Source organism: Escherichia sp. MOD1-EC6842 (genome assembly GCF_002965705.1).
GTDB lineage: Bacteria > Pseudomonadota > Gammaproteobacteria > Enterobacterales > Enterobacteriaceae > Escherichia > Escherichia ruysiae.
In genome coordinates this window covers 254,418-281,325 of record NZ_PTRF01000006.1, presented here as the reverse complement: position 1 = coordinate 281,325, position 26,908 = coordinate 254,418, and the positions used below count along the sequence as shown (strand labels likewise).

Below are 26,908 nucleotides of genomic sequence, written 5' to 3'. Positions count from 1 at the left end.
GTAATCGGTAATAATATCGACATTGTAATTATCACAATTATAAAAAATATTTTTGAGTTTCCATGTGAGTCAGATTCTTTAAGTTTTTGGAACGTTCTTCTTATTACTGGATTAACTGCTGAAGAAATTATAATAATAATGATAAAAGCAGCTAAAAAATTTAATGTATATTTTGCGTAGTAACTTTCATTATTCATATCAAAAAACAGCAACCACACCAGGGCACAAAACAAAGTCATGCCAAAGCATATAAATGAAATAATAAAGCCAATTTGTTGTGTTCTTTTATCAAGTTCAGAGAGGAATTTCTCACTAACTCTTTGACATTTATAAGATGAAATAAGAGCATGAACGGCATTGAAAAATATATTTGTGCAAATCAAAACAAAGAATATATTGATTGGCATAAATCCTATAAGTGTATCAAAGAAGAAGTCTTGTTGAAGATAGTACGGTAATCGATCATCAACTTCCATCAATAATGTTAATATAAACCCGAAAGAAACATAAAAAAACAAACCTTCCTCACGTAGTTTTTTAATGTAATTTTTGAATTTAAAATCTTTAATCATCTTCAGCATAGCTATTCCTTATTGTAAATAATATGGCCGAGGTAGAAAATGCGACCCCGGCTATCAACGTATTTTATGTTGGCAAAGCAATTTTCCCCGTTAGCATATCAAACATCAGATAAGCAAAGCCCTTTGCCCGAGCTGGATCGGATAAATATTGCAACATAAATTCTTGCCGAGCGTCATTACTGTCCATTACAGCATTATCAACTGCCTGGAGGAAATCACCAAGAATAGCTTGTTCTGGCGGATTGTTTTTAATTTGTGTCATAACATTTTCATTTTCAGTTATTTTGTTATACACCGCAAAAACATTGCTGATCATATCTTTGTCGGTCAAATGGTCGCTAATGAATAATTCATTCATCCGAGAAAGAACCTGAGATAAAAACTCCTCTTTTTTATCTTTCGCTTTTGCCGTACCAATATCATTACTTGCATCCAGCGTATAGTCAGGCGTTTCTTCCTGTAAGCGTAAATCTTGCTCATGGATTTTCGATAAACGATAGTGACTCATCTCCACATTACTGAGATCAATTTCATCCTCTTCCAGACGTTGCTCATGCAGCAGCGGGCGCAGGTGGCGGGCAAACAGACTTAGCTTTTCCAGATCCTTGTCATCGTACTCGACGATCTGTGACATAAATTCGTAGAAGCGAACAAAGCTGCCGAGATCTTTTTTGAATATTTCCAGACGATCCTTTTCCTGCTTACAGGATTTAAAACTGTTTTCCGCATTGGTAATTAACACCGTGTCGCCCGTTTTTTTGGTGCGCTCGAACATCTCTTTGGCAGTCAGATAAGCATCTATTGCCATCAGATAACGCTTTTTCCAGCGTTCTACCGCCGGTTTACAGATATTACTGATCGCCGCATTCGATTTATTTTTGGTGAAGAAAGCCTCGCAGAACTGCTCGACTTCATGCCACTGAAAAATCTGCGTGGCGCGCAGTTTTTCAAACAGATCGAATACTTGTTGCGGATCGCTGACATCGGTCAGTTCCGCCGTCTGGTAATAGGGCTGGAATGCGTCGAGGATCTCGTTCGGATCGTTATAAAAATCGAGGACAAAAGTGCCCGATTCCGCTTTGCCCGGATAGGTTCGGTTCAGGCGGGAGAGCGTCTGCACGCACTCGACGCCGCCGAGGGCTTTATCCACGTACATCGCGCACAGCTTCGGCTGGTCAAAACCGGTCTGGAATTTATTGGCGACCAGCATGACCTGATAATCGTCGCTGTCGAAGGCTTCGCGCATATCCCGTCCTTTCAGGCCGGGGTTCATGTTTATTTCAGTAAATTTCTGGTTTAACAACGCGAGGCTGTTGTGGTCGCCTTCCTGAAATTCAACTTCCCCGGAAAACGCCACCATTGCGCTGATTTTCTGGTAATTGTTCTCTCTAAGGTATTTATCAAACGCCAGCTTGTAGCGCACGGCAGCTTTACGCGAACTGGTGACCACCATCGCTTTGGCCTGGCCGCCAAGCAGATGCATCACATGTTTGCGGTAGTGCTCCACAATCACCTTCACCTTCTGCGAAATATTGTGATCGTGCAGGGTCACCCACTGGTTAAGCCTGACCTTCGCCCGTTTGCTATCGACTTCGCGGTCTTTGTCTTCCAGCTTTTGCAGCAACTGATACGCCACTTTGTAGTTGGTGTAGTTTTTCAGCACGTCGAGGATAAAGCCTTCTTCGATTGCCTGGCGCATCGAGTAGACGTGAAAAGCCGCAGGTTTATTGGTTTTTGACGCCGGTTCATCCGGACGCGGGCGGCGGCCAAAGAGTTCGAGGGTTTTGGATTTTGGCGTAGCAGTAAAGGCGTAGTAGTTCAGGTTACTGCTGCCCTGACGTGCGGCGATGGTCGTATCCAGAACATCTTCTGACGAAAGCACCACGTCATCATCCAGCTCTTCGCTCATCAGCACTTCTTTAAGCTGACGGGCGGTGGAACCGCTTTGCGAGGAGTGCGCTTCATCGGCGATCACCGCATATTTACGCTGTTTCAGGCTGACGCTGTTTTCGATTGCTTTGAGTACGAATGGGAACGTCTGGATGGTGACGATAATTATCGGCTGCGAGTTTTCCAGCGCACTGGCGAGCTTTTCTGATTTGGAGCCGTCGCCCTCTTTGTTATTGATGCGCCCGACCACGCCGTCGACATGTTCAAACTGCCAGATGGTGTCCTGAAGCTGGTCGTCCAGCACCGTGCGGTCCGTCACCACGATAACGGAGTGGAACTGCTTTTCCCCGTTTGTGTCGTACAGACGAGAAAGCTGGTGGGCGGTCCAGGCAATGGAGTTCGATTTACCGGAACCGGCGCTGTGCTGGATCAGGTATTTATTGCCGGTTCCTTCAATCGTCGCGGCTTCCAGCAGTTTGTTGACCACATCCCACTGATGATAGCGCGGGAAGATCAGGCTCTCTTTCTTCGCTTTCAGCCCGTTCCACTCCTCTTTTTCTTCAATCTCCAAATGGACAAAACTGGCGAGGATTTTTAATAAGTTATCCGGTAGCAGCACTTCATTCCACAGATAATCCGTGGCGTAGCGGCTGGCATCTTCAGGGACTTCGTTGCCCGCACCGCCATCTTTGGTGCCTTTGTTAAACGGCAGGAAGAAAGTGCTGTCACCCGCGAGTCTGGTGGTCATAAAGACGTCATACTGGCTGACGGCAAAATGCACCAGCGCGCCGCGCTTAAAGGTCAGCAGCGGTTCGGGTTTATTGGTCGCGGGATCTTTCGGCAGGCGGGTCTTTTTGTACTGCGCAATGGCGTTCTGCACCGCCTGTTTAAATTCGGATTTCAGTTCCAGTGTGGCAACCGGCAGGCCGTTGATAAACAGCACCAGGTCGATGCGCCATTTTTGGGCTTTTACGCCCGTTTCTGCAAAGACGTTATTTGAGGCATACGGGCTGTAGACCAGTTCTGGCACGATACGGCAGATATTCTGCTGATAGCGCGCCAGCGTTTCCGGGTTGAGGTTGTGTTCTGGCTTAAACTGGCACAGCGAAAAACGGGCGTTGCGAATTTTCAGGCCGTGGCGCAGTACGCCAAGCGTACCCCAGGTGCGCGACTGGATATCGGTGGCGTTGCTGTCGGCTTTTTGAAGCTGCGCGACCAGCGCGTCGAGGAAATGGCGCTCGGTATCGTTGGGGTAAACGCGGGCGAATTTCTCCCACTCCTGCGGTTGGGTGGTTTGAACGAAGTTTAAGGTATCCTGTGCGTATAGTGCTCGTTCCCGGTCGTAGCCGTCACCTTTGCCGACAATCCAGCCTTTTGTCACCATCTGGGCGATGATGTCGTTTTGCAGGTTGACCTCTTTTGTAATGTCGTGGCTCATGCGCTGGCCTCCGTGGGGGCTTCTGCTTCGGGGATGGGGGCGGTCCAGTTGCGGAGGTCTATTTTGCCGGTGACGGCGGCAGAGATAAGGGCGGAGCGGCGTTCTTTAAGAAGTTCGATTTGTTGGAGTTGTTTATCGATTAGGATGTCGATTTTTGTGGTTTGACTATCCAGATATACAACTATACGTTCCTGTTCTTTAGGTAAAGGGAACCATATTGAGATACCTTTTAGAATTGCTTGAGTAACACTAAATACTTTTACTCCCTTTACTGTATTGCGAATTTGTGTTCGCAATTCTTTGCTATCTAAGAGATAGGCGTAAAATCTAAAGCATTCTTTATTTAGAGGACGAGTGATAATAGTGTGATAGCCTGCAAAAATTGTTTCTTCAATAATTAATTGTGTGAAATTCCCAGCACCTTCGGTATCTTCTGATGTGTCTGCAAAAACAATGTCACCTTTTTGGATTAATGATGATGAGTTATTTTTAAGATGAGATATGTCTACACATTTCAATGCATGGACTTGAGGGTTAACTTCAAATCTATATTTAGAGTGTATTTCACCATAATTCACACAAGGTATACCTTCATCCTGAAGGTTTTCTTTGGTAATTGTTAATCCCTTTCCAAAGCTAAACATGTAGCGCAGTTTGCTTAATCGCCAGTGCGCGGGTATTTCCCCCAACCACTCAACCCCAGAATCTTTCATCGGCACATCAGGATTTAGCCCTTTGGTCACCGCATGGCTAATCACTGCCTGACGTTTTTCTTTTAGTAGCTCAATAAGTTGTTGTTGTTTCTCGATCAGTTTGTCGATTTTTGCGGTTTCGTTGTCGAGAAATAGAGCAATTTTCTCCGCTTCGTTATGGCTAGGTGTAAGCAAAAAGGAGTTTCTTATAAGCTCCTGATTTAATATTTTAGCACCATAAATGTTGGTTGAGGAATTCTCTATTATGAATTTTGGAAGCGCATAATATAAGTATGATAGTGGAAGTTCTGCCTTATTTAGAAACGAGGCAATTGCTTCATTTGTATATAAATCACAGTCAGCAAATGAAATAGCACCAACAGATAATTTAAAACTGTATAACAGTGACCCTCTAGGGGTTATCTCCATAGAGGCTTCTTTTGCCGCTTGATCTGAGATGCATTTTGCTGTGCTCGAAATAAATTTACCTTGCAGGTCGGAGATGTTGACCCATAAATTATTACCAATAAAATTAGCATCATTTTTAGTCGAAGGAGTCCAGCCAACTTGAAAGGGAGCTATATGTTTTACTCGACTTAATTTCCATTGGTAAGGTATCTCCCCCAACCACTCCACCCCAGAATCCCTATACTCCGGATACGCCTGATACTTATTTAACCCCGCCATTAGGAATGTACCTCCTGCAGCAGTTTCATAATCTCGGCACTTACCGCATCCAGATCCGCATCAATCTCCTCCAGCGGCCTTGGTGGCTGATAAACATAAAAATGACGATTAAACGGAATTTCATACCCCACAATCCCGATATCTCCATCTTTCGCATCGCGCTTATCGGCGTTAATCCATGCATCCGCCACATGCGGCAACACTTCTGCTTTGAAGTAACCCTCGATCAACTCGCTGGTCGATACCGCCGGGTTCAGCGGCACATTTTCGTTATCGCGCAGGTCGCCATCCGGCTCAAACTCCACAACCTTTCCGTGGTACTCAAACGCGCCGTAAAGCGGTTGAGCCGCCTCTTTCAGTACCTTGCTGATTACCGGTTCGGCGTCCGGGTTTTTGCGGGTAATGGCATCGATGAACTGTTTGTTCTCTTTCGCATCCAGCTTCACGCCTGCGGTTTTGAACGCCTCTTTCAGCGTCAACTGGAACTGATTAAAGTCATTGCTGATAGCGTCTTTGCCACCCGTCTGCATACCCATCGCAACCTGAATACGCTGCGCTTTTTCCATTAACTCACGCTGGGCCAGCCATAATTTACTGTCGAGCAGATCTTTAATTTGCTTCTCTTTCAGCTCGGTGAAATCGGCTTTAAGAATGGCGCGGGCTTCACTTTCTATGCCAGTGAAGTCACCGTAGTTACCGTCTTGCCACTGGAAGGCAAAGGCGTCATACAGTTGCACCATCGGTGCGTTAAACGGCTTCGGCGCAAAGCGCAATGTGGCAATAGCGTCATCGGTCATCTGAGCCGACAGGCGTAACGGGCGCTCAACGGTTATGCGACGATAGCCAAACTCTGTGCTGTGAAAGACTTTGCTGGCAAAGGTTTTTGCTGCCTCGGTTTTGGTTGTTGCGGACTGGCGTCCCCGGCTGGATTTTGGCTCTGGTGCTTTCTCCAGGCCTAACGCCGCAAGCGTGGTGGTGGCAACGGATTCGAAATCGCCAAACGTGCGGGTGATTAAGCGAATATCTTCATCCCCGAGAATATTGCGTTTTGACCCCAGCGATTTACGCATCTTGCCGCAAAGATTGCTGCCGTCAATTAGCTGAACTTTGCCTTTACGCTCTGGCGCTTTTTTGTTGGACAGCACCCAAACATAGGTGGCGATACCGGTGTTGTAAAACATGTCGGTGGATAGGGCGATGATGCCTTCCAGTAAATCCGCTTCCAGAATGTAGCGACGGATCTCGCTTTCGCCGCTGCCCGCGCCGCCGGTGAATAACGGGGAACCGTTAAGAATGATGCCGATCCGCCCGCCACCGCTTTTGGCATCGCGCATTTTGCTGATCAGGTGCAGCAGAAACAGCAATGAACCGTCTGAGACGCGGGGCAGGCCAGGGCCAAAGCGGCCATCAGCACCTTTGAGTTTGTGCTCGTCGTTGATGTCACCTTCGATCTTTTTCCAGTCCACGCCGAAAGGTGGGTTAGAAAGCATGTAATCGAATTTTTCAGCGGGGAGTTGATCGTTTGAAAGGGTGTTGCCGAGTTTGATAAGGCTGACGTCCTGACCCTTAATCAGCATGTCGGCTTTACAGATGGCGTAGGATTCCGGGTTTAACTCCTGACCAAACGCGCGCATCACGGCATTGGGGTTTTGTTTGTGGACGTACTCCATACCGGAAGAGAGAAAGCCGCCGGTTCCCGCCGTCGGGTCGTAAAGGGTGCGGATGATGCCGTCTTTGTTGAGTGCATCATCATCATCGAAAAACACCAGCGAGGTGGTCAGATTGACGATATCTCGTGGGGTAAAGTGCTCCCCGGCGGTTTCGTTAGAACTCTCGGCAAAACGTCGGATCAGCTCTTCAAATACCAGCCCCATGTCATGGTTGGTGACGTGCTCCGGGTATAAATCTGCTTTAGCGAATATTTGCACCACTTTAAACAGTAAGTTCGCATCAGCCAACTGCCCGACAAACTCGCTGAACTTGAAGTGTTCGAAGATCTCGCGGGCATCTGAAGAGAACGACTGGATGTAGTTTTCCAGGTTGTCCTGTATACCATTTTGCCCCATTTTGCTGAGATCCATCGCTGAGGCATTGAAGAACGTGAGGCCATTGGTCGCCCGCAGGATCATTTTCTCCTGGGCTTCCTCCGGCAGTTTCATAGCTTTTACTTTTTGCGCCTCGGCAATGACCGCGTCTTTACTTATTTCGAGTACGCATTCCAGACGACGAAGAAGTGTGAAAGGGAGAATAATTCGCCCATATTGTGATTGTTTAAAATCGCCGCGTAACAGGTCGGCGACAGACCAGAGAAAGGCCGCAATTTGGCTGAAATTAGGTAATGACATAAAAAGCATTCCTTGCCCTGCATGAGAGGGGATTTTCAATGTGAAGTGAATGCTTTGTTATATCAAATTACCATCAACAATATCAAAAATATGATCTTTTTCAATAGGTTATATGTATATATTTGGCGTATAAATTATTCCACTGAATGTGTTCTTGGGAATTTCTTAATATGCTTTGAATTATCCTGAAATATTGTCTTTGCAGCAGTAAAGTCGCTGACTTTTATTTTTTATTCGAAGCATAATGACGCAGTTTGCCAGCGCAATTTGACAGGCGTCATTCATGAAAGCCACCGAAGCCCGATTACTCGATTTTCTAAAACGCTCTCAGCAATTCGTTATTCCCATTTATCAGCGTACTTATTCATGGTCAGAGGAACAGTGTCGCCAATTCTGGGACGATGTAATACGGGCCGGACTACGCGAGGACATCTTGGCACACTTTATTGGCTCGGTGGTGTACATCGAACAGGGTCTGTATCAGGTTTCGGGGATTTCGCCGTTGCTGGTGATTGACGGACAACAACGTCTGACAACGGCGATGTTATTGCTGGAAGCATTGTCCAGACATCTTGGTGATGAAGAAGTGATGGATGGTTTCTCCACCATGAAATTACGAAACTACCAGCTCAACCTTTCACGCTGACTTCCTCAACCCCGCAAACGCCGCCCTTATCTCTTCCTCTGGCAGCTGAATCCCGATAAACACCATCGTGCTATGCGGTTTTTCATCGCCCCACGGGCGATCCCAGTCGGCGCTGTAGAGGCGCTGGACGCCCTGGAACAGCAGGCGGTTAGGTTCGCCGTCAATCCATAGCATCCCTTTGTAACGCAGTAGTTTATCTGCCGACTCCAGCAGCAGGTTTTCCATCACCCGGGAAACTTCGCTGATATCTACCGGGTAATCCAGTTCCACCACAATCGACGAAATATCGTTTTGTTTATCCGCGATAAAGTGAAAACGTGGCTTGGTGCTGACGACGTTCTCTTCCAGCATAAAACCGTTGGTGTTGAACAGCAGGCCCAGGTCGATGTCGCCGTGGGTGACGGTGTAGACCGGTGCACGGGCGTTGATGCGCGCCAGGCGTTCACGCAGTTTTTCTGCTTCGCCAGCGACGTCGGTTTTGGTCAGCAGAATACGGTCAGCGTAGCCAACCTGTGACTGGGCGATGGTGAACTGGTTCATCTGCTCATCGGCATGTACCGCATCCACCAGCGCAATCACGCCGTCCAGCAGGTAACGCTGGCATAAAATCTCATGGGAGAAAAAGGTCTGAATAATCGGGCCGGGATCGGCCATGCCGGTGCATTCAATCACCAGACGGTCGAACTGAATATTGCCCTTGTCGAGATTATCCAGCAGGTCGAGTAGCGCGTCTTCCAGCTCGTTGGAGCGCGAACAGCAGATGCAGCCGTTGGTCAGCGTTTTGATCTGCGTGGCGCGGTCGCCAATTAACTGATCATCAACGGAGACTTCGCCGAATTCGTTTTCAATCACGGCAATCTTGTAGCCGTGTTGTTCGTTAAGAATATGGCGCAGCAGGGTGGTTTTGCCCGCGCCTAAAAAACCGGTGAGTAGGGTAACTGCAATCGGGTTCATGCTCTCTCCATTAACAACAGCGCATACCGCCTTTACCATCGCCGCCGTAGCGTGCGTTCTGGCGTTCGCGGAAGAATTCTTCATAGCTCATGTACGGCTTGTCGGGATGGTTGGTCTTCATATGCTCGACGTAGTTGTCGTAGTCTGGAATGCCAATCAACATCTTCGCCGCCTGGCCGAGATATTTTTTTGCCTGTCCTAAGTTACCAAACATAGTTCACTCTGATAAGAACAAAGCCCCGCCGAAGCGGGGCTGAGATTGCTGACAAACTCGCTTACAGGTCAATACGGTCACTGTTTGCTCCCTTTCCCTGGAAGGCGAGAGGGCCAGGGTAGAGTATTTATATACACCGACGCTGGCCTGTTCCCCTCACCCTAACCCTCTCCCCGAAGGGGCGAGGGGACAATCCGTGCGCTTGCCTGGCTTTGTCATCAGCCTGAGCCCCGCCGAAGCGGGGCTAAACACGGTTAGTGGTGCGAAGAGATCTTCACGCCGCCTTCCGGGATTGGAACGTACGGCGTTTCTTTGTCAGTACGTTTGTCGCTGTTACGCACCTTCAGCCAGGTTTTGAAACCGTAGAAGATGATGCTGTACACCACAATCAGGAACAGAATACTCAGACCCGCGTTGGTGTAGTTGTTCACAACGATGTGGTTCATGTTGGCAATCTGCTGCGCCGTCAGGTCAGTACCGTTAGCAATCTTCTCTTTGTACTGGCTTGCCATGTAGAAGAAGCCTTCCATCTGCGGGTTGGTGCTGAACAGTTTCAGACCCAGCGCCCAGGTGGTGCAGATAAGCAGCCATACCGCCGGAACAACAGTTACCCAGATGTATTGGGTGCGCTTCATCTTAATCAGCACAACGGTGCCCAGAACCAGTGCCACGGCTGCTAGCATCTGGTTGGAGATACCGAACAGCGGCCACAGGCTCTTAACGCCGCCCAGCGGATCGACCACCCCCTGATACAGCAGGTAGCCCCACAGACCCACACAGCCCGCTGTACCGATGATACCGGCAACCAGAGAGTCGGTTTTTTTCAGGAACGGGATGAAGTTACCCATCAGGTCTTGCAGCATAAAGCGGCCAGAACGCGTACCGGCATCCAGCGCGGTCAGGATGAACAGTGCTTCGAACAGAATACCGAAGTGATACCAGAAGCCCATGTCAGCCATCGGCAGCACTTTGTGGAACACGTGAGCGATACCTACCGCCAGCGTCGGCGCACCACCTGCACGGTTCAGGACAGAAGGTTCACCAATGTCTTTCGCGGTTTGCAGGATCTGCTCTGGCGAAATCACGAAGCCCCAGGAGCTGACGGTTGCTGCCGCGTGTGCGGTAACGTCTTTCAGCTGCGCCATGATGATCGGCGCGTTCTCGCCCCCCATTTCATGCAGGTTAGGCATGGTGATGCCGAGACCCGCAGGCGGGGTATTCATCGCGAAGTAAAGACCCGGTTCGATGATGGACGCAGCAACCAGCGCCATAATCGCCACGAAGGACTCCATCAGCATTGCGCCGTAGCCGATGAAACGCGCATCGGTTTCGTTAGCCAGCAGTTTCGGCGTCGTACCGGAAGAGATCAGCGCGTGGAAGCCAGATACCGCACCACAGGCGATGGTGATGAACAGGAACGGGAACAGAGCGCCTTTCCACAGCGGGCCAGTACCATCAATGTACTGAGTCATCGCAGGCATTTTCAGTTCCGGGTTCAGCACCACGATACCCAGCGCCAGGCCGACGATAACGCCGATTTTCAGGAAGGTTGCCAGATAGTCGCGCGGTGCGAGGATCAGCCACACCGGCAGCAGTGCGGAAACAAACGCATAGCCAATCAGCGCGAAGGTAATGGTGGTGTCTTTAAAGGTCAGTGCCGGACCCCAGTACGGATCGTGAGCAATCACGCCACCGAAGTAGATAGAGGCAACCAGCAGCACGATACCAATGACAGAGACTTCACCTACACGCCCCGGACGAATAAAGCGCATGTAGATACCCATAAACAGCGCAATCGGTACGGTTGAGCAAACGGTGAAGACACCCCACGGACTTTCGGCCAGGGCTTTAACCACAATCAGCGCCAGGACGGCAAGGATGATGATCATGATTAAGAAACAGCCAAACAGCGCGATAGTCCCCGGTACTGGTCCCATCTCTTCTTTGATCATCTCACCGAGAGATGCGCCGTTACGGCGAGAGGAGATAAACAGCACCATAAAGTCCTGTACCGCACCGGCCAGCACTACCCCCGCCAGCAGCCACAGCGTGCCAGGCAGGTAGCCCATCTGCGCGGCGAGCACCGGACCAACCAGCGGACCGGCACCGGCGATAGCGGCGAAGTGGTGACCAAACAACACGTAACGGTTGGTCGGAACGTAGTTCAGACCGTCGTTGTTAATAACCGCAGGCGTCGCGCGCGTGGGGTCGAGTTTCATCACTTTCTGGGCGATGTATAGGCTGTAGTAGCGATAAGCCACCAGATACACCGACACAGAGGCGACCACGATCCATAGGGCGCTGACGTGCTCCCCCCGACGTAATGCAACTACCGCGAGGCAGAATGCACCGATGATTCCAAGAATCACCCAGGGTATGTGCTTGAATATCTTTTTAGTATCCATAGTAAAACCTGGCATGTATTGATTAATAGTTGGCCGAAGCCGTTCTAGGTTTGCGTTGCGTTTGAGGAGGTAAATTGACCGCTATCCTGCAGTGATGTTGCCAGAGTTACGCGCGCGTAAAGTAAGGTAAATAACTGAGTGGTTAAATTAGGGACGTAAGCGGTCAGTTTTGCGGTTGAGCGGTATTGAGCAAGGTTTATGAAGACTATTTATGTGATATTGATCACAACCGAAGCGATTTTTAGCCCTCAGTTGTGTTACTCATATAAAAATTATATTCATGCTATATATATTAAAACCCCATTTCCTCACTGATAATATTATTTTGGCCAATAATATTAATCTATTGGCAAATATCCTCACGTTCAAAATAGATACAGCTAATGTGAAAAATAAGAAAGAAAAATATATCAATACGTGGTTATTGTATTTTTGAACAAAAATAAAAAAGTGAGGTAAATTTAATCAATTTCAGGTCGCTACCTATAAAGTTTTCTCATTCCAGGCCGAAAATTCTGCTATCGGTCAACAGGAAAAGAGAAACCATGTTAAAACGTATCAGGATCGTGACCAGCTTACTGCTGGTTTTGGCCGTTTTCGGCCTTTTGCAACTGACATCAGGCAGCCTGTTCTTTAACGCTTTAAAAAAGGACAAAGAAAATCTCTCCGTCTTACAAACCATTCGCCAGCAGCAATCTACGCTAAATGGCAGTTGGGTTGCGTTGTTGCAGACGCGTAACACCCTCAACCGTGCGGGTATCCGCTACATGATGGATCAGAACAATATTGGCAGCGGTTCAACCGTCGCCGAGCTGATGCAGAGTGCCACTATTTCGTTGAAACACGCGGAAAAAGACTGGGCAGATTACGAAGCACTACCACGTAACTTGCATCAGAGCACAGCGGCTGCTACGGAGATCAAACGTAATTACGATATCTATCACAATGCACTGGCGGAGCTGATCCAGTTGTTAGGGGCGGGCAAAATCAACGAGTTTTTTGACCAACCTACTCAGGGATATCAGGACGGTTTCGAGAAGCAGTATATGGCGTACATGCAGCAAAACGATCGTCTCTATGACATCGCCGTCGCTGATAATAATGCTGCCTTTAACCAGGCAATGTGGGTGCTGGCGGGTGTTCTGATCGTCGTACTGGCGGTCATCTTCGTCGTCTGGTTTGGTATTAAAACGTCGCTGGTAGCGCCGATGAATCGCCTGATCGACAACATTCGTCATATTGCTGGCGGCGATCTGGTGAAACCGATCGAGGTAGATGGCTCCAATGAAGTGGGGCAACTGGCAGAGAGTTTGCGCCATATGCAAAGTGAACTGGTACGTACCGTGGGTGATGTGCGTAATGGTGCAAATGCCATCTATAGCGGAGCCAGCGAAATCGCTACCGGTAATAACGATCTCTCTTCACGCACTGAGCAGCAAGCCGCTTCGTTAGAAGAGACGGCAGCCAGCATGGAGCAATTGACTGCGACAGTGAAACAGAATGCCGAGAACGCGCGACAGGCAAGCCATCTGGCGTTAAGTGCTTCCGAAACGGCACAACGTGGCGGTAATGTGGTCGATAGCGTGGTACAAACTATGCGCGATATATCTACCAGTTCGCAGAAAATCGCCGATATTATCAGCGTTATCGACGGTATTGCTTTCCAGACTAATATTCTGGCCTTGAATGCGGCGGTCGAAGCAGCGCGTGCGGGTGAACAAGGGCGTGGTTTTGCGGTGGTCGCGGGAGAAGTGCGTAATCTGGCTCAGCGTAGCGCCCAGGCGGCGCGTGAAATTAAAAGTCTGATTGAAGATTCGGTTGGCAAAGTGGATGTCGGATCGACACTCGTCGAAAGCGCCGGGGAAACTATGGCGGAGATTGTCAGCGCCGTGACCCGCGTGACCGATATCATGGGCGAAATTGCCTCCGCTTCTGATGAGCAGAGTCGCGGTATCGATCAGGTTGGTTTAGCGGTTGTTGAGATGGACCGGGTAACGCAACAGAACGCTGCGCTGGTGGAAGAGTCAGCCGCTGCTGCTGCCGCGCTGGAAGAGCAGGCCAGCCGCCTGACTGAAGCTGTGGCTGTATTTCGTATTCAGCAAGAGCAACAGCGTCAGCGCGAAGCGTTGGCGGTAAAAACGGTGACGCCGGTTGTGCCGCGTAAAGCGGTAGTGGCTGATGGCGGGGATAACTGGGAAACGTTTTAATTGCCACAAAAAATGCCCGATAAGCGATGACTTATCGGGCAAGGGGAGATTACTCTTTATGCGGATCGCTAATGGGTTGATGTACCATGAAGATGTACGCCAGCGCGCCTGCTGCGGTGACGCAACCGCAGATGAGCAGCGCCAGACGGAATGAGTGAGTGGTATCGACAATAAAACCGGTAATAATCGGTGCTAATGAGGCACACATGAAGCTGGCAAAGTTCTGGATACTGCCCACTGACGCAGCCATGCGAGAAGCGACCGCTACGTGAACCAGCCCCCAGCAGGAGGTTCCAGCAAAGTGAAGGCAGAACAGCGCCATGCCAATCAGCAGAACCGCACTCATGGGGGTTGTCGCTTGTGGTACTACCAGAGTAAAGGCGGCTGAAATGAACATCCCGGTAACAATACAGAGCTTACGGTTCTTAATCGGCTTCATCCCGCCTTTGACCAGCCAGTCGGTCACATATCCGTTGAGTAGCATCCCGATCCCACCAAACAGGAAAGGTATTGCTGCCATCAAGCCCGTGCTTTTTAAATCCAGGTGATAGACTGTTTGCAGGTAACCTGGCAACCAGGCAATGTACAACCACCCCGCATAGTTCATACCACTGAAACCGAGCATCATTCCCCACATTGTGCGGTTACGAAACAGGCTGCGCCATTCGGCAAAAGTGAGTGGGTCGCGGCGGGTATTGACGCTACCGGCGTTGAGATAGGTTTGTTCAGCGGCGGTCAGCACCACCTGCTCGCGGTTGCGATAGAACATAAACCAGGCGATGGCGAGAAAAATGCCCAGTAAGCCGATGGTTATAAACATCCCACGCCAGCCGATGGCCAGCATTATCGCCGCCAGAATCGGCGGGCTTATGGCAATACCAATGACGGAGGCCGCGTTGAAAAAGCCCATCGGGCGTCCACGTTCTTTGATGTTGTACCAGTCGTTAATCACTTTAACACCGCACGGGTTCATGGGAGCCTCGCCGATCCCCATACCTATGCGCATCAGCACGAACTGCGCCAGGCTGTGCACCATGCCAGACATTGCCTGAAACAGCGACCAGACGATCATCCCTAGCCCCAGCATCAGGCGTGGGCCTTTGCGGTCCAGCAGTATGCCTGCGGGCAATTGCGCAATCCCGTAAGAGAGCGAGAACACGGAGAGTAAAGCGCCCATCTCGGTGGCGTTTAACCCCAGCTCTCCACGAATAGTTACATTTGCTACCGACAGCGAACTGCGATCGAGAAAATTTATTACCGCAGCAATAAATAATAACAACATGGCGGTGGTTTGAATGTGTTTAATTCGGGGACTACGTTGAATTAATCCATTTGGTGGCACGGGGATATCTACCGACGACGATGAGCGAAAGGACGAATGCGGATCGAGGGTAATATTTTCTTTTTCCACGCCGAACTCCTGTATTTATAATATTTTAATTATTGCGTAATTATGTATTGCGCAGGGTTAATATTAATGGCAGATGAAATTTTTAGGATTTCACTACCGCTCACAAAAAAACATTTATAGTCGACTGGTTGCGAGCATAGGTAAGCCGGAAATTTCGGGCGTTTATATTTTGATAAAACCGTGCACAATCTAATAGTTTGCTGTTTTTAATCTGTATTTAATAAACGTACCGCTTGTTCTTCTTGATGGAACGAATCATCGCTTGTTTAGCTGAATTCAAATGGTTACGTAGTGCAAGCGTTGCATCCACATAGCTGCGGCAAACCAAAGCACTGAGAATAGTCATATGCTCATCTATGGCAATAATATTGCGCTGCCTGCGATCGTTTTCGTCCCATTGATAGTGGAAGTGGAAGATGACGGAGATAATATCAATGGATTGATTGAAAAAGATATTGTCAGTGGCTGAAAGCAATAAGGAATGGAACTCTCTGTCCAGTTGCGAGAAGGTGTGAAAATTACTGCCGATGTTGTCACGCAGCATTCGGTGGCGTTCGAGCATGGTTTTCACCTGAAACCAGCGCGGATCATTATCAGGCAGAGTGAGAAAACGCTGGATTGAGCGCGTTTCCAACATTTCGCGCAGTTCAAAAAGCTGCTCGGCGTAGGATTGATCGAAATGCTTTATCCTCCACTGACCGCGTTTTTCGCTTTGGGTGAGGTTGTAGCACCATAATTTTAAAAGATATTTTCTTGCCGTAATCGAGCTGACACCTGCCGCTCGCGCCAGTTGTAGCTCAGAAAAAGTTTCACCAGGCAACAACTGACGCTGATTTATCATCGTGAAAAAAAACTGCTCAAATACTTTATCCTGCTCACTTATCGAAGCTGCGGGACAGGCAAAACCATCGTTGTGATCAGGTTTACGCGTGATGACGTGGTCATTTCCGACCTGCGTCAGGACACCGCATTCGCGTAAGTGGCTGAGAACATGACGCACCGTGGTGCGACTGACGTTGTACATTTCCGCTAGTGAGCTTTGCGATGGGAGTGGGGAAGGGATATGACCACATACCATCTCATCAATAAACTGGTTAACTACATTATGGCGTAAATTTTGTGAGCGACTCATATTTTTCTCCTTGTCGCGCTATTAAAACCCGATTTAAAACATTTTTATGCGTGTATTTTCACAAAATAGATTTTCTATTTCACTGGCGTTTTTCATTTTCATTGATATCTAAGACAACAAAAAATGGAGAGCAGAATTATGCCTAAGATAAATACATTAATTTGCCAGAAACCGAAAGAATTAGTCTGGAAACAATATGAAATGCCTATTCCCGGTGGCGATGAAGTATTGATAAAGATTAAGTCTGTCGGAATTTGTGGTACTGATATTCATGCCTGGGGTGGGAATCAACCATTTTTTAGTTATCCACGTGTGTTAGGCCATGAAATATGTGGCAAGATTGTTGAATTAGGTAAAGATATTGCTGATCTCAAAAATGGTCAGCAAGTTGCCGTGATCCCTTATATTGCCTGCCAGAAATGCCCGGCGTGTAAAAGTGGTCGCACCAACTGCTGTGAAAGCATTTCGGTCATTGGCGTTCATCAGGATGGCGGTTTTAGTGAGTATTTAAGCGTGCCAGAGGCGAACATTTTGCCCGCAGATGGCATTGACCCGCAGGCGGCAGCGTTGATTGAACCCTTCGCCATTAGTGCTCATGCGGTACGTCGCGCGGCAGTTGCGCCTGGTGAGCAAGTGCTGGTGGTCGGGGCGGGGCCAATCGGTTTGGGAGCTGCGGCAATCGCTAAAGTTGATGGCGCACATGTGGTGGTGGTGGATACCAGTCCGGCGCGGCGTGAGCATGTGATAAGGCGTCTGGAGCTGCCCGTGCTTGATCCGTTCGCAGAAGATTTTGATGACCAACTACGTGCGCAATTTGGCGGCTCTCTGGCGCAGAAAGTGATCGACGCGACAGGTAATCAACATGCGATGAATAACACTGTTAATCTGATTCGCCACGGTGGCACGGTAGTCTTTGTCGGCCTGTTTAAAGGCGATTTGCAAATCTCTGATCCAGAATTCCACAAAAAAGAGACCACAATAATGGGTAGCCGTAACGCTACGCCGGAAGATTTTGCGAAAGTCTGGCGGCTGATGGCGGAAGGGAAAATCACTGCTGACATGATGTTAACCCATCGCTATCCGTTCGCCACGCTGGCAGAAACCTATGAGCGCGATGTGATTAACAATCGTGAGTTGATTAAGGGCGTGGTTACTTTCTGATAATGAGTGACTGGTAAAGTGGCTATGCAGTGTTGGACACTATTTTTATTTATCAATAATGTTTTGTTGGTCGGATAAGACGTTTACGCGTCTTATCCGACCTGTAAATCAGTCAGTGATTACCCTTCTCGCTCCACCACTTTAATTTCCACCATCCCGATACCGAGTTTACGCGGCGAGTGACCGAGAATATTCCCTTCGTTAGTTGCGACGGGTTCCGGCGGCACAATCACCAGGGTGTCGGCATCGGTTGGGTTCTCGAAATGCAGCGTAGTGGTGGTTACTTCGTTGCCCAGCACGATGGTTTGTTCTTCATTGCCAACGCGTACCGGAATGGGGCGGCTGGCGTTATTACCGTAGGCTTTGGCGGTAATCACCAAATCAAATTTCTTCGGCAGCGGATGCTTGTACTCGATTTTCACTTCATCGCCAAGCTGTGCGTTGGACCAGCGTCCCCACGACTCCGGACGGGAAATCCCGCTAAACTGTTTTACCTCTTCCGGCGCACCCGCGACGTTAAAGATGAAACTGTCTGCTTTGTAGCGAATATCGTTATCGACAATCTTCAGTGTATCGACATTGCCTTTGTAGCGTTCCATGTCGATGACCGTGTCCTTAAATGCCGTTTTACCTTTCCATTCTGGCTTATCGACATGCTGCACTGTTTGTTGCCCGCCAAGTTGCCCCTGTGAAACACACCAGTCGGTAGAAAGCGCCAGTTCCGGCGCCCACAACTGCCCCATTTTGTAGCAGCGGTCAACCCAGATGAAATTATCACGTGGGGCGAAATCGGCCAGTTGGAAACGCAGTGGCGCGGAGTATTCACTTTCTGGCAGTGGTTCCACTCGTTTGTCTGAAACCCGCAACAGCAGCGGCAAACGGAAATGACTACCTGAGAAGGCGATCATATTTTTATTCTGATTGATGGTAAATTCTTTTATCTCGGTGGGGAATTTCCACAGACGAACGATATCCGGTTTCCACGCCAGTACTTTCTCTTTCATGTTGAGGAACACTTCTGACATTGACTGACCAGAAAGGCTACTGCGTCCGAGGCCGATAAAATTATCACCACCAAGGATATCCAGTACCGTAGCGCCGTTATCCATCGTGTTGCGCTTCACCGCCAGCGTCTCTTGCTGCGGTTTGTCGCCACGGATGACAAAAAACAGGTTATTGCGATCCTGCTTATTGAGGTATTTCCATGCCGTGTTGTTCATCGCCAGATGGTCGGAAGAGACGACAATGACGGTATCTTTAAACCACGGAGAGGCTTTGATTTTATTGATAAACGCCGCAATGTTCTCCTGGCTGCAACTTACCGCGCTGAATGACTGGTTCGGTTTACCGTCAAAATCATATTTTTTGCGATTACAGGTACGAGAGATAAAACCATCCGGGTGATGGGTATCGACCGTCAGGGTAAACAGTGAGAACCGTTGACCGGAGCGAGACAGCTCCTCAAATTTTTTCCATGCTTCATCCAGCACGGTATCGTCGTAGAATCCCCAGTCGTTGCGATAATGTGGGTCTGCGACCACGCTTTTCAGCTCTTCCGAGCCGTACAAATGGTCGAAACCGTGTGATTTCAGGAACACATCTTTACCGGCAAAACGCAGATTGGCTCCCTGTACGAAATAGTTCTGATAACCCGAGTTTTTCAGAATATCGCCCAGACAGATGTTCTGCGGGAAGAAGCTGGAAACGGATGCAGAAGCGTTGCCTTCAAATGGAGCAAAAAGCGGAATGCCACACTGGGAAGCCACCATGCCCGCAATCGTGTAGTCCGTTCCCGGCAACTGCTGCGTGTGGCTGAAATCCAGACTTTCATTTTTCAGCGCGCCCAATTCAGGCGTGAGATCCGGGAAAGCATCGTTGTCAAAATAGGTGCGCTCGAGGCTTTCTCCGTAGATATAAACCAGGTTGAGTTTCGGGTCAGGAATGGTTTTCGACGGTTCTTTATAATAAGCCGCAAAGTCCGGATCGCCGTCGCGTGACTGTGATTTCACCAGTTCCGTTATCTGACGAAACGCCGGGCTGGCATCGACAGAAGCCAGTGCCAGCAAGAGCGCCAAAAGGCTGTAACCAAAATGGTGCGGATGATGACGGCGGCGGCGCAGGATCCAGCCCAGTGCACCGAAAACGACTGCCAGTGCCAGTACAATGCCAATACCTGGCAGGATATATTTGCTGACGCCTGCACCGGTCAGGCTGTTGGTTAAGGTATAGAGAACCGCGTCGTTAATGCCATCGCCAGTAAAGTAGTCACTGGCAAAAAGGGTGATATTTAAAACGACAAATAGCCCCAGCACCGTTAATGTGGCGGCAAACCACCAGGTGTTACGTCCCGCTTTCCATGCGTAGATCAGCACAGAGGCGAGAAACAAGGCAAATGAGAGTAGTTCTGACAACGGGCGATCCTCACTAAACCAGGCTGTGTAGCCGATGCTTAAGATTTTTTGAGAAACACAATGTAATGGCGCTGCCATATTGCTGCAATTCTAGTGTCAAAAAAATGCGATGTTGTTAGGAATTAGTTTATAAACAGACTTTTTTGATCGGGGTTGTTTCCCGCATAGCAGGGGATGAAAGCGTCAGAAGCGGGAAAAAGAGAAGGGGATTGCCGCGCCAGCCGATTAACAGCTAAAACGCGGCGTTATGCGGATCAAGAGATAAAGTTCAGACCTTGCTTTAATACCAGATCGCAGGCTTTGGTTTTCACTTTCTCCGCCAGCGGAGTCGTACCGATGTTATCCAGATTAAGCTGCTGGCCATCTTTGGTTTTCAGCAAACCCTGAATACCGTCCAGATAGTTGGTGTCTTCTTTCTGCTCTTCGCTGTTCAGACCTAACTTTTCCAGCACCTGGTTTTTGATGTTTTCCGCATCGGTCACCGAAGCCAGCTTTTGCTTCGCGCAGTATTGCAGAATGCCTGCGGCATTGTTCATGTTATCTGCGCTTAATGCCTGGTTGCCGCTACTAAGCAGGTTAGTTAATGAAGCGAGCGACCAGCCGCCTTCCTGTGTAGTGCTGTTTTGATTGCTTAACTCGCTGGCGGCACTGGAGAGCGCATCTTTCCAGGAAGCGGCATTTACCCCGGTGGAAATTAATGCGCTGGCGGTAATTGCACAGCACAGAAGGTGTTTAACAGTTTTCATCATCATTACTCAAGGTGGAATTGTGTCGCAGTATAACGCCGGGAATGGGGATTAATACTCTTTACCCGTTACTCGACTACGATAACTGTCCCAGTTGAAGATCACCCACAGACTGTTACCCAGGCGCATACGATCCATAACACGCTCGCCCAGCAACTTCGTCATTTCTTCCATATTGCTGTTCGTCAGCATTCCGGTTGGGCGCTTGGAAGAAGAACGACGATCGACGATCTGATTGATGATCACTTTTTCGTATTTAGATTCGGTCTGCACGCCGATCTCGTCGATCACCAGTAGATCAACGTTGCTCAGATCGTTGAGCAGTTGTTCTTCACTGACGCCGCTATTTCTGAAGGTATCTTTCATCGCCGACATAATATCGGCAACAGTAATAATCAATACCGATTTGCCGCGCAGCAGTAGTTCGTTGCAGATTGCCGCCGCCAGATGGTTTTTACCGGTGCCCGGCTTGCCAGAAAAGATAAAGCTGGCGATGTTGCCGTCGAACTCTTCGACATATTGACGCGCTTTGCTCAACGCATTCATCTGCCCTTCGCATTCAACACGATAGTTCTCAAAGGAACAGTTCTGATGCAGCGGACGAATGCCGGAGCGGTTAAAGGTGCGCTGCATTTTCATCGCCCGATTCTCGCGCTCCAGAGCGGCGGAGCGGAGCGCCCCTTGTTCTTTCTGCCACGCCAGAAGTTCTTCACCCGTTTTGAAGGCGGGTTTGATATGGGCAGGCATCATTTTTTGCAGGCGTTGCATCAGGTCGCCAACGTTTTTCATCGTTACCCTCTGAATCCTGGTGGAATTTGGCTGTCAGGTTCGCTGACCGTGTTCACATCTCGTTTGGCTAGTCCGCCGTTGCTGGCGCGGCCAATTTGCAGACTGCGCGCCAGTTTTTGCTGCCACTGCACATGGTGAAAAACTTTACCTTCCGCCTGCCAGTAGGCAATGAATGAGGCCAGTTCTTCGGCGGTAGCGGGTTCTCTTAGTGCCACGCCCCATAACGCGGCCTGGCGGGTAAAGTCGGCATCGGGTCGCCAGTCTGGGTACATGGCAAATTTCCCCATCGGTACGGCAACGGGGGCAGTTTGCGGTTCCTGATAGAGTTGATCGTCCAGAGCGATATCGCTTCCCGGACGCGCCAGCTTTTCTTCCAGCGCCAGCAGTTCAGCAAGACGCGCGGGCGTGACGGCATAAAACGCCGGAGCGTTGTTAGCAAATACGGCAACCATTCCGCCTTCAGCTTTTGCCAGAACGGTCTGGTGATCGTGTACCAGGGCGTCAATACCAACGACGTCCGGGGTCAAAACTCTGGAAGACATACTGTTTCTCAATATGGAACGATGAACGAGAAGGGAGATTACTTTTATAGTAACACACGGATGAAAGGAGGCTGTCTCTCATCCGTGTGCTTTAAGCGAGGCAATTTTATACGCGAGGGCGCTTGCGGTACAACCATAATCCAGGAATGGAAAGGCCGATGGATAATGCTCCAACAATTGATGACGCCGTAAGAAAGTTGGTTAACAGGGTAATCATCAACGGCTCGCTGTAACCTAACTGACTGATTTTTACAGCTGAAATCATTGCTGTATAAGCAGAGATGCCAGGGAACATAGGGATAACGGCCGCCACGGTAAAGACTTTTGGATGCGCCAGATACCAGCGCGACCATTGAATTCCAATGGTGCCGACCAGCATAGAGGCCATAAAGGTTGACCACTCAATATTCAGCCCGGTAGTCATTAAGATCATTCGTGAACCATGACCAATCGCGCCAAGCAGCGCACACCAGCGTAACGCTCGAACCGGAACGTTGAATACCATCGCAAATCCGACCGCAGGAATTGCCGCGAGGATCATATCCTGCACCAACGCTATGAGAAATTCGATCACACCCATCCGCGTAGCCCCCAAATCGTGAGTGCCATCACCACGCCAACGCAGGTAGCCAACGTCAACAGGCTGGCAATTGCCCAGCGTGCCAGCCCGGTATTGATATGGCCTTTAAACATATCGGCGACGGCATTAATCAACGGAAAGCCCGGCACCAGCAACAGAACGCTGGCCGCCATCGCGATGGTAGGCGTATGACTGAATGTCGGAAGTTGTAAAAGGAGGCCGGAAATCGTGGTGGCGGCAAATGCAGTGAGGCAAAAGTTTATCTGTGGGTGAAGATGGCGTTGTGCCAGCAGCTGGCGGATGTACATAGCGATCATGCTGGCGAAGAACGTAATTAGCGCGCCGTCCCAGCCACCGTTATTCAGTTTGCAGAAACAGGCGCAAGAAAGTCCTACCATCAAGGCTACCAGCCAACGCGGATAGCGCAGAGGATGTATTTGGCTAAAACGCTTCTCCACACCTTTGTAATCCAGCAATTTGTGTTCCGCCAGAATCACAATGTGTTGTACTTCAGTAACCACATGCATATTAATGCCGCGATCCTGATTTTTACGTGTCGAGGTTAAACATTGACCATCTTTAATGGTGGTTAGCACAATTGCGTTGGAAGAGATGGAGCTTTCAACGCAGTCCATCCCCAGCGCGCGCCCAAGTCGTGAAGAAAGCTCATCCACCAGCGCACTTTCCGCCCCGTGCTGCAAAAGAAATAATCCGCACTGGATACATAACCGTGTTACGGCTCGCTGTTGCTCAGTTTGCATAACTCGCCCTTTGTCATAGACGTGCTGCGTATTGTTCAAATAATGAGACCCCATTTGTATCATGAAGCGCGGTTGTTTTGGGGTTGGTTAAGATCAAAATTGCGCTGATTAATTCTGGTTATGGCGACAGGAAGCGATCTGCGTCAGAGGTCAAATAAATATCCTCATGAATATTATCACTGAAATGAATTTATAGTTTTGTTTTTACTCGTTTGGCTAATAGCAGGGAAAATCAATTTTTCGAATCTGGATAAGAAATATCTTTCAGTTTTTATTGATTTTTTTGTTGCTCTTTCGGTCTAAAGGCCTTGTGTTTCGCCTTTGACCATTATTTTGAATGATATCGTAAACTGATTGGATTTGTGGTTTTTGATTAAGTATTTCTAACAACATAATTTAGATATTTTAAATGTGTCAGAGGTATTTTACCAGGTTATTATTTGATGCTAGCCTCCTGAAACATACAAAGGATTTTTGGTGTGTCAGGGGTAAACTGATATGGAAGTGAATGCTAAGGATAATTTATTCGCTAGAACTATTAATTTGTTGGATTAATTTAGGGGGTGAATATCCTGAATTAACCATCATGATTTATAGAGAGTGGATATGGAGGATATATGTTGCCAGGATGCTGCAAAAATGGAATTGTTATCAGTAAAATACCCGTTATGCAGGCAGGATTAAAAGAGGTCATGAGGACCCATCTACCTGAATATGAAATAACGAGTAGCGCCTCTGCGGAGGAGTTAACCTTATTACAATTACGTCGTGCTGGGTTAGTGGTTGCCGATTTATCCGGCGAAACGGAAGACCCGCGTTCCGTTTGTGAACATTACTATTCATTGATCTCACAATACCGGGAAATACATTGGGTTTTCATGGTTTCGCGTGCCTGGTACTCCCCGGCAGTAGAACTGCTAATGTGTCCAACAGCGACGTTACTGTCGGATATTGAACCCATTGAGAATCTGGTTAAAACAGTTCGTTCCGGTAATGCGTATGCGGATCGTATCAGCGCGATGCTGACCTCTCCGACAATGGCTGAAACTCAGGATTTTAGCTATCGCACCGTCGTTCTGACGCTTTCAGAGCGTAAGGTACTGCGGCTGTTAGGCAAAGGATGGGGCATCAACCAGATAGCTTCATTGCTCAAGAAAAGTAATAAAACTATCAGCGCACAAAAAAACAGTGCGATGCGTCGGCTGGCAATTCACAGCAATGCTGAGATGTATGCATGGATAAATAGCGCACAGGGTGCAAGAGAACTTAACTTGCCTTCTGTTTATGGAGATGCCGCAGAATGGAACACAGCCGAATTAAGAAGAGAAATGTCGCACTCGTAGAAAAATGCGTCATGAGCAGTATCGGTATTGAGAGTTTATTCAGAAAGTTTGCGGGTAACCCTTATAAGCTCCACACCTATACCAGTCAGGAGTCGTTTCAGAATGCAATGTCGCGGATCTCGTTCGCGGCGGTCATTTTTTCTTTTTCTGCCATGAGAAGTGAGCGCAGAGAAGGATTATCTTGCCTGACTGAGCTGGCGATTAAATTTCCGCGTACCCGACGTTTGGTTATTGCAGATGATGATATTGAAGCACGGTTGATCGGTTCATTATCTCCATCTCCGCTGGACGGAGTATTAAGTAAAGCATCGACGCTGGAAGTTTTTCATCAGGAGTTGTTTCTGTCATTAAATGGTGTGCGTCAGGCGACCGATCGGCTGAATAATCAGTGGTACATTAACCAAAGCCGGACGTTAAGCCCAACGGAGAGAGAAATATTGCGTTTTATGTCGCGTGGCTACTCAATGACACAAATTGCCGAGCAGCTTAAACGCAATATTAAAACGATCCGGGCGCATAAATTTAATGTGATGTCGAAACTGGGCGTCAGTTCTGATGCGGGGTTGTTGGAGGCCGCAGATATTCTGTTATGTATGCGGCATTGCGAAACAAGTAACGTGTTGCATCCCTTTTAATATGCTTAATGCCGGGTTATCGTCCCGGCAAAGTTTTTATTTCAGCGTACAGTCACCACATTGCTGCACATCCGGTAGGCGATAACGCTGGCAGCAGGTACGGCGTACCAGCAGACCATCGCGTAGCACTACTGTACGCCAGAGTGGATTATCTTCACCTGTAGTGAGCGTTTTCTCAAAAAACAGGGCATGACGCAGCGATTCAACCGCTGCCTCGCCGAGCAACTGCTTCATCTCTGTCAGATACCAGTTGATCAAATAACCGGTATTACTCCAGATGAGTTTGCCGTTGATCTCTCCAGTTGCTTCTAATGCCTGCACTACCGGGACAAGCGCCTGGCTGATTAACGTTTCCATTCGTTGTTGTGGAGAATGCGTTGTTGCGTTTTTATCTTCACATACATCGACCCAGAAACAGGCTGCGCGCCCGGTTTCGTGAAACTCAACGTGGAAATGTTCTGGAGAAAGGTCTAACGCTTTTTCCTGCGTCAGCAGCGCCAGCATTAAGGGTGGCACCATCAGGCCGATATACCATTGCGCCCAGAGTGAGATCAGCGGTTTGTTCTCACGGATCATCATCGGTTGATTACGGTAGATATGATCGGAATAGACCGCCAGTAGAGAACGTAGCGCATTCGGTGATGACCATTGCGCCAGTGTCATGGCGTTAAGCGGGGCGGGTTCATCCAGACGGATAAACTCCAGCAAATGTTCACGATGTTCTGCGATCGTCGCCCGTACTGATTCCGCAAGCCCAGCATCCTGCGGCTGGAGATGCGTTCGCCAGATAACATCTTCATAGAGCGGTGCAGAACGATAGGCCATAATCGTGATAGTAATCTAAATGATAATGATTGCTAATCCTAGCGATAGGTTTGCCCGATAGCAAGGGATTTCTCTGGCTTGCAAATGATAAAAATTATCATATGATATTGGTTATCATTATCGTTTTGAGAGATTAAACCATGTTGCAACGTATGCTGGGCAGTGGTTGGGGAGTGTTGCTGCCGGGATTGCTGATTGCAGGGATGACGTATGCGGATTTATCGCCGGATCAGTGGCGGATTGTCATTCTGATGGGATTAGTGTTGACGCCGCTGATGCTATATCACAAACAGTTACGGCATTACGTTTTACTACCATCGTGCCTGGCGCTTATTTCTGGCGTCATGTTAATGATAATAAAGTGGAATCAGGGATGAAAAATCAGGGAAGAAACAAGAGAGGAAGTAAAGATAATTGGTGCGAGGGGGGGGACTTGAACCCCCACGTCCGTAAGGACACTAACACCTGAAGCTAGCGCGTCTACCAATTCCGCCACCTTCGCATACCATCAAT

General features: G+C 48.7%; 21 protein-coding genes, 1 tRNA gene and 1 pseudogene. 6 read left to right on the top strand and 17 right to left on the bottom strand.

The annotated features are described in order from the left end of the window. The 4 genes from A7Z29_RS10185 to A7Z29_RS10170 all read right to left on the bottom strand — a co-directional run. A partial coding sequence (locus A7Z29_RS10185; RefSeq protein WP_105290165.1) for a hypothetical protein occupies window positions 1-581 on the bottom strand: 581 nt, incomplete at its 3' end. Window positions 582-645: 64 nt separating this feature from the next. Further along, window positions 646-3,909, bottom strand: a complete 3,264-nt coding sequence (locus A7Z29_RS10180) for a type I restriction endonuclease subunit R (protein WP_105290164.1) — start codon at window positions 3,907-3,909, stop codon at window positions 646-648. After that, window positions 3,906-5,288 carry a restriction endonuclease subunit S gene (locus A7Z29_RS10175; RefSeq protein ID WP_105290163.1) on the bottom strand — a complete coding sequence of 461 codons (1,383 nt, stop codon included), beginning with the start codon at window positions 5,286-5,288 and terminating at the stop codon, window positions 3,906-3,908. The genes A7Z29_RS10180 and A7Z29_RS10175 overlap by 4 nt, the downstream gene beginning before the upstream one ends. Then, the gene (locus tag A7Z29_RS10170; protein ID WP_198599421.1) at window positions 5,288-7,633 is read right to left on the bottom strand and encodes a type I restriction-modification system subunit M; all 2,346 of its coding nucleotides are present in this window, start codon (window positions 7,631-7,633) and stop codon (window positions 5,288-5,290) included. Before A7Z29_RS10170 ends, A7Z29_RS10175 begins: the two co-directional genes overlap by 1 nt. Window positions 7,634-7,916: 283 nt before the next feature. On the opposite strand from A7Z29_RS10170, the pseudogene A7Z29_RS10165 reads away from it, so the two are divergent. Further along, window positions 7,917-8,264, top strand: a pseudogene (locus A7Z29_RS10165) (DUF262 domain-containing protein); the annotation flags it as partial. Between the two features lie 6 nt (window positions 8,265-8,270). Here the strand turns inward: A7Z29_RS10165 and yjiA are convergent. The 3 genes from yjiA to btsT form a co-directional block, all read right to left on the bottom strand. Further along, complete coding sequence (yjiA, locus tag A7Z29_RS10160) at window positions 8,271-9,233, bottom strand: GTPase (protein ID WP_021550147.1); 963 nt, start codon at window positions 9,231-9,233, stop codon at window positions 8,271-8,273. A gap of 10 nt (window positions 9,234-9,243) precedes the next feature. Beyond that, complete coding sequence (locus tag A7Z29_RS10155; protein WP_000467859.1) at window positions 9,244-9,447, bottom strand: YbdD/YjiX family protein; 204 nt, start codon at window positions 9,445-9,447, stop codon at window positions 9,244-9,246. 254 nt (window positions 9,448-9,701) lie between these two features. Then, a complete protein-coding gene (gene btsT, locus A7Z29_RS10150; protein WP_105279358.1) occupies window positions 9,702-11,852 on the bottom strand; it encodes a pyruvate/proton symporter BtsT in 2,151 nt (716 codons plus the stop codon). A 545-nt stretch (window positions 11,853-12,397) separates the two neighbouring features. Here btsT and tsr point away from each other — a divergent pair. Continuing rightward, complete coding sequence (gene tsr, locus A7Z29_RS10140; RefSeq protein WP_000919636.1) at window positions 12,398-14,059, top strand: methyl-accepting chemotaxis protein; 1,662 nt, start codon at window positions 12,398-12,400, stop codon at window positions 14,057-14,059. A 49-nt stretch (window positions 14,060-14,108) separates the two neighbouring features. On the opposite strand, the gene A7Z29_RS10135 is transcribed toward tsr, so the two are convergent. Beyond that, window positions 14,109-15,470 carry an MFS transporter gene (locus tag A7Z29_RS10135; RefSeq protein ID WP_085460289.1) on the bottom strand — a complete coding sequence of 454 codons (1,362 nt, stop codon included), beginning with the start codon at window positions 15,468-15,470 and terminating at the stop codon, window positions 14,109-14,111. A 217-nt stretch (window positions 15,471-15,687) separates the two neighbouring features. Then, window positions 15,688-16,602, bottom strand: coding sequence for a GntR family transcriptional regulator (locus A7Z29_RS10130; protein ID WP_032227054.1), 915 nt, complete (start codon window positions 16,600-16,602; stop codon window positions 15,688-15,690). A gap of 138 nt (window positions 16,603-16,740) precedes the next feature. On the opposite strand from A7Z29_RS10130, the gene A7Z29_RS10125 reads away from it, so the two are divergent. Next, the gene (locus A7Z29_RS10125) at window positions 16,741-17,763 is read left to right on the top strand and encodes a zinc-binding alcohol dehydrogenase family protein (protein ID WP_105290162.1); all 1,023 of its coding nucleotides are present in this window, start codon (window positions 16,741-16,743) and stop codon (window positions 17,761-17,763) included. Between the two features lie 119 nt (window positions 17,764-17,882). On the opposite strand, the gene opgB is transcribed toward A7Z29_RS10125, so the two are convergent. The 6 genes from opgB to A7Z29_RS10095 all read right to left on the bottom strand — a co-directional run bounded on the left by opgB (window position 17,883) and on the right by A7Z29_RS10095 (window position 23,592). Beyond that, entirely contained in the window at window positions 17,883-20,174 is a 2,292-nt protein-coding gene (gene opgB, locus A7Z29_RS10120) for a phosphatidylglycerol--membrane-oligosaccharide glycerophosphotransferase (RefSeq protein ID WP_085460350.1), read from the bottom strand. A 254-nt stretch (window positions 20,175-20,428) separates the two neighbouring features. Further along, entirely contained in the window at window positions 20,429-20,923 is a 495-nt protein-coding gene (yjjA, locus tag A7Z29_RS10115; RefSeq protein WP_077629660.1) for a DUF2501 domain-containing protein YjjA, read from the bottom strand. Window positions 20,924-20,971: 48 nt separating this feature from the next. After that, entirely contained in the window at window positions 20,972-21,709 is a 738-nt protein-coding gene (gene dnaC, locus A7Z29_RS10110; protein WP_000799918.1) for a DNA replication protein DnaC, read from the bottom strand. A gap of 2 nt (window positions 21,710-21,711) precedes the next feature. Then, window positions 21,712-22,251 carry a primosomal protein DnaT gene (gene dnaT, locus A7Z29_RS10105; RefSeq protein ID WP_010346632.1) on the bottom strand — a complete coding sequence of 180 codons (540 nt, stop codon included), beginning with the start codon at window positions 22,249-22,251 and terminating at the stop codon, window positions 21,712-21,714. Between the two features lie 106 nt (window positions 22,252-22,357). Then, window positions 22,358-22,831, bottom strand: a complete 474-nt coding sequence (locus A7Z29_RS10100) for a threonine/serine exporter (protein WP_032227057.1) — start codon at window positions 22,829-22,831, stop codon at window positions 22,358-22,360. Further along, on the bottom strand, window positions 22,822-23,592 hold the full coding sequence (locus A7Z29_RS10095) for a threonine/serine exporter family protein (protein ID WP_024212502.1): 771 nt from the start codon (window positions 23,590-23,592) through the stop codon (window positions 22,822-22,824). The genes A7Z29_RS10100 and A7Z29_RS10095 overlap by 10 nt, the downstream gene beginning before the upstream one ends. Window positions 23,593-24,209: 617 nt before the next feature. Here A7Z29_RS10095 and A7Z29_RS10090 point away from each other — a divergent pair. After that, window positions 24,210-24,935, top strand: coding sequence for a helix-turn-helix domain-containing protein (locus A7Z29_RS10090; protein WP_000936647.1), 726 nt, complete (start codon window positions 24,210-24,212; stop codon window positions 24,933-24,935). Further along, window positions 24,893-25,570 (top strand): DNA-binding transcriptional activator BglJ, encoded by a 678-nt coding sequence (gene bglJ / locus A7Z29_RS10085; RefSeq protein ID WP_024165170.1) that lies wholly within the window; start codon window positions 24,893-24,895, stop codon window positions 25,568-25,570. Before A7Z29_RS10090 ends, bglJ begins: the two co-directional genes overlap by 43 nt. 36 nt (window positions 25,571-25,606) lie before the next feature. Here bglJ and fhuF read toward each other — a convergent pair whose 3' ends face one another. Further along, window positions 25,607-26,395, bottom strand: coding sequence for a siderophore-iron reductase FhuF (gene fhuF / locus A7Z29_RS10080; RefSeq protein WP_032227059.1), 789 nt, complete (start codon window positions 26,393-26,395; stop codon window positions 25,607-25,609). A 140-nt stretch (window positions 26,396-26,535) separates the two neighbouring features. On the opposite strand from fhuF, the gene A7Z29_RS10075 reads away from it, so the two are divergent. Beyond that, window positions 26,536-26,772: a DUF1435 domain-containing protein gene (locus A7Z29_RS10075; protein ID WP_000941740.1), complete on the top strand. Its 237-nt coding sequence runs from the start codon at window positions 26,536-26,538 to the stop codon at window positions 26,770-26,772. Window positions 26,773-26,810: 38 nt separating this feature from the next. Here A7Z29_RS10075 and A7Z29_RS10070 read toward each other — a convergent pair. Continuing rightward, window positions 26,811-26,897: transfer RNA gene (locus A7Z29_RS10070), tRNA-Leu, on the bottom strand. Window positions 26,898-26,908 lie beyond the last annotated feature (11 nt).